This is a genomic window from Streptomyces graminilatus (genome assembly GCF_001418565.1).
Taxonomy (GTDB): Bacteria; Actinomycetota; Actinomycetes; order Streptomycetales; family Streptomycetaceae; genus Streptomyces; species Streptomyces graminilatus.
Window position 1 is genome coordinate 1 of record NZ_LIQQ01000606.1, and the last position, 15,073, is coordinate 15,073.

Consider the following 15,073-nt stretch of genomic DNA (forward strand, 5'->3'; position numbering starts at 1 on the left):
GCGGCGGACGGTGCCGGGTTCGCCGTGGTGTTCGCCGCCGGGTGGCTGCTCGGCGGGCGCGAGCGGTCCCTGCCGGGAATCGGCGCCCTGACGCTGGTCACCCAGGCGGGGCTGCACGTCACGTTCGGGGCGGTGAAGGGGCGCGTCGTGGCGCACGCGCATCACCCTGGGATGCGTATGCCTCTCGCCCATCCGCATGCCATGAGCTCCCACGCCCTCTCCGCCCACATCCTGGCCGCGCTCCTCGCCTCCTGGTGTCTGCGGCGCGGTGAGGCCGCGTTGTGGTCGCTGCTGCGCTGGGCGGTCGCCTTCGTGCCGGGCCTCGCCGCCTGGTGGCGGGACACGCCCTTCGGGCTGCCCCGTACGGCTCCGGGGCGCGTGTCATGGCTGGTGGCCGGGGTGCGCGGGCTTCCGCTGAGGTATGCGGTGAGCGGTCGAGGACCGCCGACAGGGATTCCGTACACGCCCTGACACGTTCACCGACCACCGAAGGACGGAGTCCCCCCATGTCCCCTGCCCGCATCACCCCGCGCCGCGCCGGCCTCGTGACCGTTATCGCCGCGGCCGGTGTCCTCGCCGCCGCCGGTGCCGCCTCCGCGCATGTCACCGTGCACCCCGAGAGCTACGCCAAGGGCGCCACGGACGGTGTGCTGACCTTCCGGGTCCCCAACGAGGAGGACACCGCGAGCACCACCAAGGTCCAGGTCTTCCTGCCCACCGACCACCCCGTCCTCGGTGTGCTGGTCACCCCGGAGGCGGGCTGGACCGCGAAGGTGACGACCGTCAGGCTCGCGACGCCGATCAAGACGGACGACGGGACGATCACCGACGCCGTCTCCGAGATCACCTGGTCCGGCGGCCGGATCCGGAAGGGGGAGTACGAGGACTTCGACGTCGCGTTCGGACAGCTCCCCGACGACACCGGCCAGTTGGCCTTCAAGACCCTCCAGACGTACTCCGACGGCAAAGTCGTCCGCTGGATCGAGACGCCTCAGGCGGGGGCGGGGCAGGACGAGCCGGAGAACCCTGCCCCTGAACTGAAACTGACGGCGGCGGCTCCTGCTGCGGCCGACGCGGGTGCCGCCGTCGCGAGTCCCTCGGCCCCGGCCGGTGACCGTACGGCCGGCGACTCGGCTGTCAGTCACTCGACGGCTCGCGGGCTGGGGATCGGCGGGCTGGTCGTGGGGGCGCTGGGGCTGGCCGCTGGCGCGTTCGCGCTGGTCAGGGCCCGTACAGCACGTTCGTAGAGCAGTGGTTCCCGTTGTGCGCGTGGTCCGTGCCCTGTCGGGCGGGCCGCGCCTCAGCGGGACGCGGACTCCGTCACCAGTGCGCGCAGTTGCCGCTCCACCGAGGCGACCGAGGCCATCGAGGTGTCCGACGCGGTGGGCGCCGTACGCGGGTGGGACGTGCGGTACAGCCACAGGATGTCGCGGCCGAACGACCAGAGCAGCGTGCCCAGGGCCAGTGCGATCACGGCCTCCGTCGCGGCGAGCGGCAGATAGCCGGAGGCGCCGAGCAGCAGCAGGATGCCCTGGAGGGCGGCCACCGTCTTGCGGGCGAAGCTCGGCGGGAGCGGGGCGTTCAGCCAGGGCAGGACACGGGCGGCGGCGACGAAGGCGTAGCGCATACCGCCGATCAGCAGGACCCACGGGCCCAGCGACATCGACACGTACACGCTGAGCACCAGGATCAGGAACGCGTCGACCTCCATGTCGAAGCGCGCGCCCAGCGTCGAGCAGGTGCCGGTGCGGCGGGCGACCTTGCCGTCCACGCCGTCGAGGAGCAGGGCCACGGCCGTCAGACCGACGAACAGGGTGACGGGCGGCGAGCTGACGTAGGAGTCCGCGACCAGGGCCGTGACCCCGCCGACCAGAGTTGCCCGGCCGAGGGTGACCCGGTTGGCCGGGCCGAACGACTTCGAACCGGACCGGTGCAGCGCGCGGGACAGTACGGCCCAGGTGGCGATCGCGAACGCGAGCCCGGTCAGCCAGCCGGCCGGGCCCAGGCCTATCGCCGAGCCGAGCAGGGCCAGCAGCAGGACCTGCAGGCCCGCCCCCAGGGCGGTTTCCTGCTGGACGAGCCTCGCCTCGTACGTGTTGTTCAGGGCCACCGCGAGTCCTCCGCCGTATGTACAGAGTGGATCATGCCGCGTACTGTGCGCGGACTGTGCACATCGCAGTACGTGAGCAACTTCCCAAGCGTTCAGGAGGACCTCGATGAAGCGCGCCGCACGTGCGTTCTGGGTCGGTTCGCCCGATCACGGCGAGATCCGTGACGTCGAACTGCCGGCGCCCGGCGAGGGCGAGGTACTGGTCCGCACCCTTTGGTCGGGGGTGAGCCGCGGCACGGAGACACTCGTCTTCCGGGGCGGCGTCCCGGTCAGCCAGCGCACGGCCATGCGGGCGCCGTTCCAGGAGGGCGACTTCCCCGGCCCGGTCAAGTACGGCTATCTCAACGTCGGTGTGGTGGAGGAGGGCCCGGACGCGCTGGTCGGCCGTACGGTCTTCTGCCTCTATCCGCACCAGACACGCTACGTCGTGCCCGTGGGCGCGGTGACACCGGTGCCGGACTCGGTGCCCGCCGAACGCGCGGTGCTCGCCGGGACGGTGGAGACCGCGGTCAACGCCCTGTGGGACGCGTCTCCGCTGGCCGGCGACCGGATCGCGGTGGTCGGCGGCGGGATGATCGGTTCGTCGGTCGCCGCCCTGATCTCCCGGTTCCCCGGCGTGCGCGTCCAGTTGGTGGACGCCGATCCCGGGCGGGCCGTCATCGCTCAGGCGCTCGGTGTCGACTTCGCGCTGCCGGAGGACGCTCTGGGGGAGTGCGATCTGGTCGTCCACGCCAGCGCCACCGAGGCGGGGCTCGCCCGCTCGCTCGAACTCCTCACCGCCGAGGGCACGGTGATCGAGCTGAGCTGGTACGGCGACCGGCGCGTCAGCCTGCCGCTGGGCGAGGCGTTCCACTCCCGGCGGCTCACCGTCCGCAGCAGCCAGGTGGGCACGGTGTCGCCGTCGGCCCGGCCCGGCCGTACGTACGCCGACCGGCTCGCCCTCGCCCTCGACCTGCTGGCCGACCCGGCGCTCGACGCCCTGGTCACCGGCGAGTGCGCCTTCGAGGAGCTCCCCGACGTGCTGCCAAAGCTCGCCTCCGGGGAGATCCCGGCACTCTGCCACCGGGTCCGCTACCCGGACGCCGGCTGACAGAATCGTTTGAACAAAGCTTTGAACAAGCTGCCGTGTGCAGCCGTACTACCCGGCATGTCCCCGCAGCGATCAGCAGGGGGCAAGACGCGCCGCACCTGGAGGGTCGTCCGTTGTTCAGCATCACCGTCCGCGATCACATCATGATCGCCCACAGCTTCAGCGGAGAGGTCTTCGGACCCGCCCAGCGCCTGCACGGAGCGACGTTCCTCGTCGATGCCACGTTCCGCAGAGAACAGCTGGACGACGACAACATCGTTGTCGACATGGGTCTGGCCACACAGGAGCTCGGCGTCGTGGTGAGCGAGTTGAACTACCGCAACCTCGACAACGAGCCCGACTTCGCCGGGATCAACACCTCCACGGAGTTCCTGGCCAAGGTCATCGCCGACCGGCTCGCCGCGCGGATCGAGAAGGGCGCCCTGGGCGAGGGCGCACGAGGCATCGCGAGCCTCACCGTCACGCTCCACGAGTCGCACGTCGCCTGGGCGAGCTACGAGCGTGCCCTGTGACCGACACGACCCTCGACCGTGCGGTTCCCCTCTCCCCGGCGGCCATTTCGGCAGCCCCGGCCAAGGTGCAGGCTCACGTGACCACGCTCGACTATGTGCCCGTGCAGAACGCGGCCCTCAAGAACGCGGCGATCATCCCCATGTCCCTGCGCTCCGTGCACTTCGTGATGCCGGGCGGGGTCGACGACCCCGCCAAGCCGAGCGGTGGCAACGCCTACGACCGGCGGATCAGCCTCGATCTGCCGGGCTTCGGCTGGCAGGTCCACAAGCACGCAGTCGCCGGTGACTGGCCCCGGCCCGGCGCCGACGCCCGCGCGGAACTCGCGCGGACCCTGCACGACCTGCCGGACGGCACGGTCGTCCTGCTCGACGGCCTGGTGGCCTGCGGGGTCCCCGAGATCATCGTCCCGGAGGCCGAACGCCTGCGCCTCGCCGTGCTGGTGCACCTCCCGCTGGGCGACGAGACGGGCCTCGACCCGGCCGTCGCGGCCGAGCTGGACGCCCTGGAGCGGACCACCCTGAGGGCGGTGCCGTCGGTGATCGCGACCAGCGACTGGGCGGTCCGGCGTCTCGTCTCCCACCACGGACTCGCCCCGGACCGTGTGCACATGGCGGCCCCCGGCGCCGACATCGCCCCCCTCGCCTCCGGCACCGACGGCGTCTCCCGCCTCCTGTGCGTGGCCGCCGTGACCCCGCGCAAGGGCCAGCACCGCCTGGTGGAGGCGCTGGCCGCGGTCACCGACCTGCCGTGGAGCTGCGTCTGCGTCGGCGGACTCGAACAGGATCCCGAGTACGTCGCCCACCTGCGCGCCCTGATCGCGCGGCACGGCCTCCAGGACCGGCTGCACCTGGCCGGCCCCCAGGCGGGCGCCCAGCTCGACGCCAGCTATGCTGCCGCCGATCTGATGGTCCTCACCTCCTACGCGGAGACGTACGGCATGGCGGTCACCGAGGCGCTCGCGCGCGGCATTCCGGTGCTCGCCACGGACGTCGGCGGCCTTCCCGAGGCGGTCGGGCGCGCGCCCGACGGCGGCGTCCCCGGCATCCTCGTACCGCCGGAGAACCCGGCGGCGCTCGCGGCGGAACTGCGCGGCTGGTTCGGCGAGGCGGACGTCCGCCGACGCCTGAAGGCCGCCGCGCGAGGCCGCCGTGCGGCCCTGGACGGCTGGGCCGCGACGGCACGGAGCCTGGCCGGCGTACTGGGCCGGATCCCCTGGGAACCACGGAGGGTGGCATGAGGAAGGCGACAGCGGGCACCGTCCCGGCCGAGGCCACCACCTCGGCCGAGGTCACCACTGCGGCTGAGGTCATCACTGCGGCCGAGCTCACCACTCCGGCCGAGGCCACCGCTGCGGTCGAGGGCGTCACTTCGGCCCGGCCCGAGGCCGCACGGTGGGCTCCGGTCGTGCTCGTGGGCGCCGATGCCCGGGGGCTGCTCTCCCGGGTTGCTCGGGCGCCCCGGGAAACAAGGAGCGCGGCATGAAGAAGACGACGAGCACGACTTCGGCGGCGTCGGACATACAACGACGAGGACCGGTGACTCCGGTGGACACGAACTCCATACCCGCCGCCGGGATTCCGGCCCAGCCCACGCACCGGGACGTGAAGCCCGGCGCCGGCCCGGTCGGTCCGGGGGAGCGGAGTACGGTCCGGCTGCGCGAGGCCGGGCCCGACGACCCGCCCCGGTACGCGCCCGACTGGCTTGAGCTGCGCGAGGGCGCCGACGCCGCCGCACGCGCCGTCGAACTCCTCGTCCCGTTGCGTAACCGGCTGGCCGAGCAGCCCGGGAAGCCCGGCGGACACGTCATCCACGACCTGGGCTGCGGCACCGGCTCCATGGGCCGCTGGCTCGCGCCCCGGCTCGACGGCGCCCAGCACTGGGTCCTGCACGACCGCGACCCCTATCTGCTGCACTTCGCCGCCGTGGCCTCGCCGCGCGCCGCCGCCGACGGCAGCCATGTGACCGTCGAGACCCGGCGCGGCGATGTCGCCCGGCTGACCTCCGACGCGCTGGCCGGGGCCTCCCTGGTCACCGCCTCCGCGCTGCTGGACGTCCTCACCCGTGAGGAGGTCGACGCCCTCGCCACGGCCAGCGCGGGAGCCGGCTGCCCGGCCCTGCTGACCCTGTCCGTGGCCGGCCGCGTCGAGTTCGGCACCCCCGACCCGCTGGACGGGGACCTCGCCGACGCGTTCAACGCCCACCAGCGCCGGGCGGGACTGCTCGGCCCGGACGCGGTCACGGCGGCCTGCGAGGCCTTCGACGAGCGGGGTGCCACGGTCCGTGTCCACCCGAGCGCCTGGCGCCTCGGCCCCGTGGAGGCCCCGCTCGCCGCGGAGTGGCTGCGCGGCTGGGTCGCGGCGGCGGTGGAGGAACGCCCTGCACTGAAGTCCCGCGCCGACGCGTACCTCACCGAGCGGCTGGAGGCCTGCGCGGCCGGGGAACTGCTGGTGCAGGTCCACCACAGCGACCTTCTCGCCCTTCCCGGGCCGATGGGCGGGACGACGTCATGACCATGCGGACGGCGGACGCGACGGAAGCGGACATGCTGCTGGACGGGCGCGTGCCGGCGCCCCGTCAGGCGCCCGGGACCGTGACGACCGGCGACGCCGATTCCGGCACGGGGTGCGAACAGCCCGTACCGGCCCAGGGCGTGGGAACCGCGTCCCCCAAGGGGCGCGGGGCTGGGTCGATGTGCGACTCCGCCGCGGGGCGCGACCAGCCCCCACCGGCCCGCAGCGAATCAACCGCCCATCCGGTCGAGCCGGTGGAGCCGGTGGAGCCGGCCGAGGACTCCGCGTCCGCGAGCCGTCTCCGCCGAGCCGTCCGAATGGTCCGCCCCCACCTCGGCACCCTCGCCGGAACGGCGATCCTCGGCGTGCTGCTCTGGCGCCTCGGCACCGGTGTCTTCCTGGACGGGCTGCGGCGGATCGACGTACCGATCCTGCTCGTCGGCCTCGGGATCGGCGTGCTGACCACCGTGTTCAGTGCCTGGCGCTGGGCAGTGGTCGCCCGGGGGCTGGGCATCAGACTGCCCCTCGTCGCCGCGACCGCCGACTACTACCGCTCGCTGTTCCTGAACGCGGCCCTCCCCGGCGGCGTCCTCGGTGACGTGCACCGCGCGGTACGGCACGGGCGGAGCGCCGGTGACATGGGGCGCGGGGTCCGCGCGGTCGTCCTCGAACGGGTCGCCGGACAGGTCGCGTTGATCACCGTCGGCGGAGTGATCCTGCTCACCGAGCCGTCGCCGGTACTGGCCGAGGCCCGCCGGGTCGCCCTCATGGCGGCCTTCGCCGCGGTGGGCGCCGTCGCGGTCGTGGTCGCGGTCCGGATGAACCGCGCCCCGGGTGCGGCCGCCCGCCGGGCCCGCGCCCTGCGCGCCGCGCTCACCGAGGCCCGTACCGCCCTGCTGTCCCGGGAGAACCTGCCGGGCGTGGCGTTCTCCTCCGTGGTCGTCCTCTCGGGCCACCTCGGGATGTTCGTGGTCGCCGCCCGGGTCGCCGGAGCGCGGGCCTCCGTCGCCGAGTTGCTGCCGCTGGCCGTACTGGCGCTGCTGGCGATGGGTGTGCCGTTGAACGTCGGCGGCTGGGGCCCCCGCGAGGGTGTCACCGCCTGGGCGTTCGGCGCGGCGGGGCTGGGCGCAAGCATGGGGCTGAGCGTCGCCGTCGTGTACGGCGTGCTGAGCTTCGTGGCGGCCCTGCCCGGCGCGGTCGTCCTGGTCGTCCGCTACTTCTGGTCGCCGGCCCCGGAGACGCTCGCCTCGGAGCCGGCTGCCCCGGAGACGGCTTCCGTGGCGGCTTCGGAACCGTCGTCCGTGAGCATCGAGAAATACGCCCCGAACGATTCCGCGAAGCTCGCGAGCAACGCCTTCCCCTTTTCGGCGGAGCCCAGCGAAGGGCGGCCGATGACACCGGAATCGGTGTAGCCGGCCATGCCGAGGGTGAGGAGATGACGGCGGTCGTCGGCGACGAAATCAGCGGTTTCATAACCGGGACGGAGCAATTCGGGATGAGCGTGCAGAAGGACGGAGGTCTCGATTTCCCCCGCGTGCATGTCGGTGAGCAGCGAGGTCACCACTCCGGCCCGCTCGCGCGCCGTCTCCCAGTCCTCGGCCGCCGGGAACAGCGCCATGCGCTCACCGCGCGCGGAGGATTCCTGAACGACGTTGCCCAGTACGTAGTTTCCGCCGTGTCCGTTGACGACCACAAGGGCGTCCACGCCCGAGCGGCGCAGCGAATCGGCGATGTCCCGTACTACCGCGTGAAGGGTCACGGAGGAGATGCTGACGGTTCCCGGCCAGTTGGCGTGCTCGTGCGAGCAGGCGATGGTCACCGGCGGAAGGAGGTGCACCGGGTACGCGGCGGCGATCTCCCGGGCGATGGCACAGGCGACCAGGGTGTCGGTCGTCAACGGAAGGAAGGGACCATGCTGTTCGAAGCTCCCGACCGGAAGAACGGCCACCTGCGTTGAGACGCCGGCGGCTCGTGTCCGTACGTCTTCCGTAGTGTCCACCGGCAACAGGCCGCCAGTGGGCAGCGCTACGGACACCGTCGACCGTATCCCCGAATCATCCATGTTCTCCCGGCCTTTCGTCTCTGCTTAGGAACCAGATCATGACAGAAAAAATTGGCGTACTCGGCAAAGCCTCCCAGGCCTCGGGAGTGGAACGCGTGGTGAATGCGCCGTTGCCCACCGTGTACGGCGATTTCCAGGCGGTCGGATACATGGACCACGATCGCGGTGACGAACAAGTGGCCCTGGTCTACGGTGAGATCGCCGAGGACGACGTTCTCATCCGGCTGCATTCCGAATGCCTGACCGGCGATGCCTTCGGCTCCCAGCACTGCGAATGCGGCGACCAGCTCGACTCCGCGCTGCGCGCGATAGTCGCCGAGGGAAGCGGCATTCTCGTCTACCTCCGGGGGCACGAGGGCCGGGGCATAGGCCTGCTCGCCAAGCTGCGTGCGATGCAGCTCCAGTCGGAGGGCCTGGACACCGTCGAGGCGAACCTCGCGCAGGGGCTGCCGGTCGACTCCCGTGACTACGGCGTCGCGGCGGAGATCCTCCACGACCTCGGGGTCCGTTCGGTGCGGCTGATGTCCAACAACCCGCGCAAGCGCGAGTCGTTGCTGCGCCACGGCATCAAGATCTCCGAGGATGTGCCGCTGCTGATCCCGCCGTGCGAGAGCAACATCACCTATCTGCGGACCAAGCGTGAGCGGCTGGACCACGTCCTGCCGCACCTGGACGCCGTGGCGCACTGGTCCTGACCAGGTGACCGGTGATCCGGTGCCCCGGTGATCCGGTGCTCTGGTGACCCGTCCGGGAGACCGGCCGGGAGCCCCGATCCGGGGGCGCGCGTCACTCGGACGCGCGCGGGGGGTGCCAGAAGCCCCGATTCCGGAAAGGAAGAGGGAATGACCGATGACGTCCTCTTCCTCTCCCGGGACCAGGTGACGGCCCTCCTCGACCCCGACACGGCGATCGCCTCGCAGCGCGCGGCGTTCGGCGCGCTGGGCGCGGGCGGTGCCGACAGGCGTGATCTGCCCGATCTGCCCGGGAAGATCATGCATCCCAGCCGCTTCGACGACAGTGTGGTCTTCGCGTACGTCTCCCGGCTGTCCCGGGACACCGGCGCGGTGGCGAAGTTCGGCAGCGTCAACCCGGGCAACGCGGCGGCCGGTCTGCCGACCGTGCACGCCGTCATCACGGTCCTCGACCCGGTGACGGGCGAACTCACCGCGGTCATGGACGGCACGGCGGTGACGACCCTGCGCACGGCCGCCGCCAGTGCGGTGGCCTTCGACGCGCTGTCCACCGCCGACAGCGCCGAACTGGCCCTGATCGGCTCGGGCACCCAGGCACTGGCCCACGCGAGGGCCGTCGCCCGGGTACGGGACCTGAAGTCCGTACGGGTGTGGAGCCCGACCCCGGAGCGGCGCGCGCGGGCGGCGGAGCTGCTCACGGCCGAGCTGGGCATCGCCGTCGAGGCGACCGGCACCGCCCGGGAGGCGGTGACCGGGGCGTCCCTGGTCGCGGCCTGCACCCTCAGCACCAGCCCCGTCGTGCGCGGCGCGTGGCTCGCGCCCGGCTGCACGGTGGTCAGCGTCGGCTCGTTCGAGCCGACCCGAACCGAGGTCGACGCGGATGTCGTACGGCGGTCGGCGGCCGTCGTCGTCGACGACCCGGCGACCGCCGCGGAGCATGCGGGCCCCGTGGTCGACGCCCTACGGGACGGCCTGCTGTCGAGGGAGGCTCTGATCGGCCTCGGCTCGATCCTCACGGGCGCCCGCACCGCCCGCACCGGCCCCGACGACATCGTCTTCTACAACAGCGTCGGGCTGGGCGTACAGGACGCGGCTGCGGCCTGGGCTGTTGTCCGCGCGGCCCGTGGGGAGGCGTGATGACCGTGACGCGGGCGGATGTGGTCGTCATCGGGGGTGGGGTGATGGGTACCAGCATCGCCTGTCACCTGGCTCGGGCCGGTGTGCCCGACGTGGTGCTTGTCGAGCGGGACGAGTTGGCGTCCGGGTCCACCTCGCGGGCGGCCGGGGGCGTGCGGGCGCAGTTCTCCGACGAGTTGAACATCCAGCTCGGGGCGCGGAGTCTGGAGGCGTTCGGGCGGTTCGGGGAGGAGTTCGGGCAGGACATCGGACTGCACCGGGTCGGCTATCTCTTCCTCCTCTCCACGCCCGAGGACGTCGCGTCCTTCGAGGCGGGCGTCGCGCTGCAGAACGGCCTGGGCGTGCCCAGCCGGATGCTCACCCCCGCCGAGGCGCGCCGCCTGTCCCCGCTGATCAGCACCGACGGGCTGCTGGCGGCGGCCTACTCGCCCGACGACGGGCACTGCACACCCGAGGCCGTCGTCCACGGTTACGCCGCCGCCGCCCGGCGCCACGGCGCGACCCTCCTGCGCCACACCGAGGTCACCGGCATCGAACGCGACGGTGACACCATCACGGCCGTGGCCACGGACAAGGGGCGGATCGCCACCGACACCGTGATCTGCGCGGCCGGTGCCTGGTCCCGGGCGGTCGGCGCGATGGCGGGCGTCGACCTGCCCGTGGATCCCCTGCGCCGCCAGATCGCGGTCACCGAACCGGTCCCCGGACTGCCGCCGACGCTCCCCATGACCATCGACTTCAGCAGCAGTCTGTACTTCCACGCCGAGGGGCCGGGCCTGCTCCTCGGCATGTCCGACCCGGACGAGACGACCGGCTTCGCCACCGACACCCACGACCGCTGGATCCCCCGCCTGTGCGAGGCGATGGAACACCGGGCGCCCGCCCTGCTCGACCTCCGCCGCACCGGCGGCTGGGCCGGCCTGTACGAGATCACGCCGGATCACAACGCCCTGATCGGGGAGGCGAGTTCGGTCTCCCGTTTCCTCTACGCGACCGGCTTCTCCGGTCACGGTTTCCTCCAGGGGCCGGCCGTCGGCGAGGTCGTCCGCGATCTCTACCTCGGCCGCGTACCCTTCGTCGACATCAACCCCTTGAGCGCCGGCCGTTTCGCGGCCGATGCCCTGCGCCCGGAGGTCAACCTCGTATGACCGAGCTCCACTTGTGGCTGCGCCACGAGACCCGTACGACCGAACGCCGTACGCCCCTCGTCCCCACCGACGCCCGGCGGCTCGTCGAGCACGGGGTGCGCCTGACCGTCGAGGAGTCCCCGCAGCGGATCTTCCCCACGGAGGATTACGAGGCGGTCGGCTGCGCTGTCGCCGACGCCGGGTCCTGGATCTCGGCGCCCGCCGACGCGGTGATCGTCGGCCTCAAGGAACTCCCGGACCAGCCGGGCGAGTTGCGCCACCGGCACATCTACTTCGGGCACGCCTACAAGGGCCAGCCGGGCGCGGCCGAGCTGCTGGGCCGCTTCGTCGCCGGGGGCGGGGCGCTGCTGGACCTGGAGTATCTGACGGACGACCAAGGGCGCCGACTGGCCGCCTTCGGCTACTGGGCCGGATATCTCGGGGCCGCCCTCGCCGTGCTCCAGCACCGGGGCAGGCTGACGGCCCCGCTGCTGCCGACCACCAAGGAGGCGCTGGAGGCCGAACTCCGTTCACCCGGGACCCGGATGAGCGCGCTGGTGATCGGCGCCCTGGGCCGCAGCGGCCGGGGCGCGCGGGTCGCGCTCGACGAGGCCGGTGCCGACCCCACCTGCTGGGACCTGGCCGAGACCCGGAACCTGGACCGGCCGGCCCTGCTGGCCCACGAGTTGCTGGTCAACACCGTCCTCACCACCCGCCCGGTCCCGCCCTTCCTGACGGACGACGACCTGGACACCCCCGGCCGCCGGCTGCGCACCCTCTCGGACGTCACCGTGGACGTCGGCTCGCCCATGAACCTCCTCCCGGTGTACGACACCGCCACCACCTGGGACGACCCCGTGCGCCGCCTGCGGGACGAACCGCCGCTCGATCTGATCGCCATCGACAACCTGCCGTCCCTGCTGCCCCGCGAGGCGAGCGCGGACTTCTCGGCCGACCTGGTGCCCCAGCTCCTCGACTTCGAGGTGGGCGGACCCTGGGGGCGCTGTCTGGAACGGTTCGACGAGACCTGCCGCGAACTCGGCCTGGTCAAGGGCGAGTCGGGCGGCGAAGGGGGAGTCGGCGCATGACCGGTCCGGTTCCGGCGAGCGGTACCGTCCACTGGGTCGGCGCGGGTCTGTCCACGGGCGGCGGACTGGCCGCGCTGTGCGACCACGACGCCGTGCGACACGTACGGGTGTGGCACCGCACCGAGGACCGCGCGGCCGGGGCGCTGGCCCGCCTGGGCCTCACCGGCCGCGCCGAACCCCGTGCCTACACCCTCGACGCGCTCGCCGCAGACCTGGCCCCCGGTGACGTGGTCGTCTCCATGCTCCCCGCGCCCGAGCACGCCCCGCTGCTGGCGGCCTGTGTGCGGGGCGGGGCCCACTTCGCGTGTTCGAGCTATGTGTCCGAGCCGGTGCTCGACCAGGTTCCGGCGGCCCGGGCGGCCGGTCTGGTCGTCCTCACCGAGTGCGGGCTCGACCCGGGCATCGACCACCTCTTCGCGCACGGCCTCATCGCCCGCGCCGAACAGGCGATCGGCGCCGGCACGCCCGCCTCGTACCGCCTCACGTCGTACTGCGGAGGCATCCCGGCGGTGCCCAACGACTTCCGCTACCGGTTCAGCTGGGCGCCCGCCGGGGTGCTGAACGCCCTTCGCTCGCCCGCCCGTTACATCGAGGACGGTGTCGAGACCGTCGCCGAGCGGCCCTGGGAGGTCACGCGCCCGCAGGAGATCGACGGGGAGACCTTCGAGGTGTACCCGAACCGGGACAGTGTGCCGTTCGTCGGGCAGTACGGGCTGCCGGCGGCCTGGAAGGCGCGGACCTTCGTCCGGGGCACCCTGCGCCTGGACGGCTGGCTCAGCGCCTGGGACTCCGTCTTCGAGGAGCTGAAGGGCGGCGACGACGAGCGGATCGGCGCCCTGGCAAGGGAGTTGGCGGCGCGTTACCCGACGACCGGCGCCGACCGCGACCGTGTGGTCCTCGCCGTCTCCCTGGATGTGGACACGGAGGGGGAGCGGGACGGTGATGCCGGGCGGCGGCGGAGCTGGTCCGGACGCTGTCTCCTCGACCTGGAGGGCGACGCGGCCGAGAGCGCGATGGCCCGCTGTGTCTCCCGCACGCTCGCCCTGGGCGTCCGTCACATCCTCGACGGTTCGCTGCCGCCGGGCCTGAGCCGCGCCGCCGAGACGGCCCAACGCTCGCAGGAGTGGCTGAGCGAACTCGGCGGGGAGGGACTGGAGTTCAGGCTCACCGTCGACTGACGGCGGCACGCTCCCCGCCAACTGCCCTTTGCTCGTGACTGGTTGCCCGGTGGCTGTCAGTCGGTGAGGACCGCCTCGTGCACCAGCCGCTTCAGGTCCTGCCAGTAGGGCCGGCTCGTCCTGTGTCGTACCTGGGTCATGAACTGCACGGTCAGATCACGGCTCGGGTCGACCCAGAACGTCGTCGTCGCCACCCCGCTCCAGCCGTATGTGCCCAGGCCGGCCGGGGCCAGGGTGCGGGCCGGGTCGATCACCACCGAGACCCCGAGGCCGAAACCGACGCCCGCGTTGCCGGGTTCGTCGTGGGGACGGGCGCCGAAGGTGCGCAGATCGGCGTTGCCCGGCAGGTGGTTGGAGGTCATCAGGGCCACCGTCTCGGACGACAGGACGCGGACGCCGTCGAGTTCGCCGCCCCGGCGCAGCATCTCCATGAACCGGTGGTAGTCGTGCGCACCGGCGACGATACCTCCGCTGCCGGACAGGAACCGGGGCCGCGTCTTCAGGGGCAGACCGAGGATCGGCTCGATGCCGCCGTCCTCGGTCTCCCCGTACAGCTCGGACAGCCGGGCCATCTGTTCGCCGTTCACACAGAAACCGGCGTCCGTCATGCCGAGCGGGCGGAAGACCCGGTCGGCGACGAACTCGTCCAGCGGCTGCCCGGACGCCACCTCGATGACCCGGCCCAGGACGTTCGTGGCGACCGAGTAGTTCCACTGGGTGCCCGGATCGAACTGGAGCGGCAGACCCGCGTACACCGAACACGTCTCGGCCAGGGTCGAGCCCGGCACCACCGACGACTCCAGGTTGGCGGCCCGGTACAGGGCGTCGACGGGGTGCGAGTGGTAGAAGGCGAAGGTGAGACCCGCCGTGTGGGTCATCAGGTGCCGGATCAGCAGGGGCTGGGCCGGCCGGGTGCTGAGGTCGCTCCCGGAACCGCTCACATGCACCAGAGGCTCGGCGAACTCCGGCAGGAAGCGCGAGACGGGGTCCGTGAGCGCGAGCCGGCCCTCCTCCAGCAGGGCCAGCGCGGCGACCGTGGTGACCGGCTTGCTCATGGAGTAGATCCGCCACAGCGTGTCGGCCTCGACCGGAAGGCCCGCCGCCAGGTCGCGCCTGCCGTGCGTGGTGAGGTGTGCGACGCGGCCGGCGCGGGCCACGGACACGAGGAAGCCCGGCAGGCGTCCTTCGTCGACATAGTGGGCGAAGTGCTGGTCGAGGCGGTCCAGCGCCTTCGCGTCCAGCCCGACCTCGCCCGGTTCGACCTCTTGTCGCAGCAGTGCCATCGTTCCCCTCCGGTCGCTTGAAGTGCCGTCCTGTCATACCCCGACAGGATCACCTCAGGCCTCAGACCCCCCATGGTGACGCAGGGACCCCACGGGCGTCGCCCGCAGGTCACCCGGGTCCGGCAGTTTTCGGGCGGTCAGTACACCTACCAGTGCTATACCCGCCAGCACGGGCAACGACATGCGAAGGCTGTCGGAGACGGCGGCGAGCGTGGCCGCGACGGCCACCCCGAGGACCGGTCCGATATTCATCGCGGTCTGCTGCAACCCGCCCGCCACCCCC

General features: G+C 72.4%; 15 protein-coding genes and 1 pseudogene. 13 read left to right on the top strand and 3 right to left on the bottom strand.

Features of this window, described 5'->3' with window-relative positions; genetic code table 11:
* Both AOK08_RS37815 and AOK08_RS37820 read left to right on the top strand, forming a co-directional pair.
* Positions 1-471 (top strand): hypothetical protein (locus tag AOK08_RS37815; RefSeq protein WP_055534528.1); only part of this gene is annotated, 471 nt, incomplete at its 5' end.
* 35 nt (positions 472-506) lie between these two features.
* Positions 507-1,247, top strand: a complete 741-nt coding sequence (locus AOK08_RS37820) for a YcnI family protein (protein ID WP_055534529.1) — start codon at positions 507-509, stop codon at positions 1,245-1,247.
* Between the two features lie 53 nt (positions 1,248-1,300).
* Here the strand turns inward: AOK08_RS37820 and AOK08_RS37825 are convergent, their stop codons facing one another.
* The gene (locus tag AOK08_RS37825; protein ID WP_055534531.1) at positions 1,301-2,110 is read right to left on the bottom strand and encodes a CDP-alcohol phosphatidyltransferase family protein; all 810 of its coding nucleotides are present in this window, start codon (positions 2,108-2,110) and stop codon (positions 1,301-1,303) included.
* 106 nt (positions 2,111-2,216) lie between these two features.
* Between AOK08_RS37825 and AOK08_RS37830 the strand changes: the two genes are divergently transcribed.
* From AOK08_RS37830 to AOK08_RS48775, 6 genes and pseudogenes are all read left to right on the top strand, one after another.
* Positions 2,217-3,200 carry a hypothetical protein gene (locus tag AOK08_RS37830; RefSeq protein WP_055534533.1) on the top strand — a complete coding sequence of 328 codons (984 nt, stop codon included), beginning with the start codon at positions 2,217-2,219 and terminating at the stop codon, positions 3,198-3,200.
* A gap of 113 nt (positions 3,201-3,313) precedes the next feature.
* Positions 3,314-3,712: a 6-pyruvoyl trahydropterin synthase family protein gene (locus AOK08_RS37835; protein ID WP_055534535.1), complete on the top strand. Its 399-nt coding sequence runs from the start codon at positions 3,314-3,316 to the stop codon at positions 3,710-3,712.
* A complete protein-coding gene (locus AOK08_RS37840) occupies positions 3,709-4,950 on the top strand; it encodes a glycosyltransferase family 4 protein (protein WP_055534537.1) in 1,242 nt (413 codons plus the stop codon). The genes AOK08_RS37835 and AOK08_RS37840 overlap by 4 nt, the downstream gene beginning before the upstream one ends.
* On the top strand, positions 4,947-5,195 hold the full coding sequence (locus tag AOK08_RS37845) for a hypothetical protein (RefSeq protein WP_055534539.1): 249 nt from the start codon (positions 4,947-4,949) through the stop codon (positions 5,193-5,195). The genes AOK08_RS37840 and AOK08_RS37845 overlap by 4 nt, the downstream gene beginning before the upstream one ends.
* Positions 5,192-6,223, top strand: a complete 1,032-nt coding sequence (locus AOK08_RS37850; protein WP_107101146.1) for a class I SAM-dependent methyltransferase — start codon at positions 5,192-5,194, stop codon at positions 6,221-6,223. Before AOK08_RS37845 ends, AOK08_RS37850 begins: the two co-directional genes overlap by 4 nt.
* Positions 6,224-6,540: 317 nt before the next feature.
* Positions 6,541-7,353, top strand: a pseudogene (locus tag AOK08_RS48775) (lysylphosphatidylglycerol synthase transmembrane domain-containing protein); the annotation flags it as partial.
* A gap of 83 nt (positions 7,354-7,436) precedes the next feature.
* Here AOK08_RS48775 and AOK08_RS44140 read toward each other — a convergent pair.
* On the bottom strand, positions 7,437-8,285 hold the full coding sequence (locus AOK08_RS44140; protein WP_079054510.1) for a creatininase family protein: 849 nt from the start codon (positions 8,283-8,285) through the stop codon (positions 7,437-7,439).
* A 38-nt stretch (positions 8,286-8,323) separates the two neighbouring features.
* On the opposite strand from AOK08_RS44140, the gene ribA reads away from it, so the two are divergent.
* The 5 genes from ribA to AOK08_RS37885 all read left to right on the top strand — a co-directional run bounded on the left by ribA (position 8,324) and on the right by AOK08_RS37885 (position 13,507).
* Entirely contained in the window at positions 8,324-8,980 is a 657-nt protein-coding gene (ribA, locus tag AOK08_RS37865) for a GTP cyclohydrolase II (RefSeq protein ID WP_055534547.1), read from the top strand.
* 147 nt (positions 8,981-9,127) lie between these two features.
* Positions 9,128-10,114 (top strand): ornithine cyclodeaminase family protein, encoded by a 987-nt coding sequence (locus AOK08_RS37870; RefSeq protein ID WP_055534549.1) that lies wholly within the window; start codon positions 9,128-9,130, stop codon positions 10,112-10,114.
* Positions 10,114-11,262, top strand: coding sequence for an NAD(P)/FAD-dependent oxidoreductase (locus AOK08_RS37875; protein WP_055534551.1), 1,149 nt, complete (start codon positions 10,114-10,116; stop codon positions 11,260-11,262). Before AOK08_RS37870 ends, AOK08_RS37875 begins: the two co-directional genes overlap by 1 nt.
* Positions 11,259-12,329 carry a saccharopine dehydrogenase gene (locus AOK08_RS37880; protein ID WP_055534553.1) on the top strand — a complete coding sequence of 357 codons (1,071 nt, stop codon included), beginning with the start codon at positions 11,259-11,261 and terminating at the stop codon, positions 12,327-12,329. The genes AOK08_RS37875 and AOK08_RS37880 overlap by 4 nt, the downstream gene beginning before the upstream one ends.
* Complete coding sequence (locus AOK08_RS37885) at positions 12,326-13,507, top strand: saccharopine dehydrogenase family protein (RefSeq protein WP_055534555.1); 1,182 nt, start codon at positions 12,326-12,328, stop codon at positions 13,505-13,507. Before AOK08_RS37880 ends, AOK08_RS37885 begins: the two co-directional genes overlap by 4 nt.
* 56 nt (positions 13,508-13,563) lie before the next feature.
* Here the strand turns inward: AOK08_RS37885 and AOK08_RS37890 are convergent, their stop codons facing one another.
* Positions 13,564-14,790 carry a serine hydrolase domain-containing protein gene (locus AOK08_RS37890; protein ID WP_055534557.1) on the bottom strand — a complete coding sequence of 409 codons (1,227 nt, stop codon included), beginning with the start codon at positions 14,788-14,790 and terminating at the stop codon, positions 13,564-13,566.
* Between the last annotated feature and the right edge of the window lie 283 nt (positions 14,791-15,073).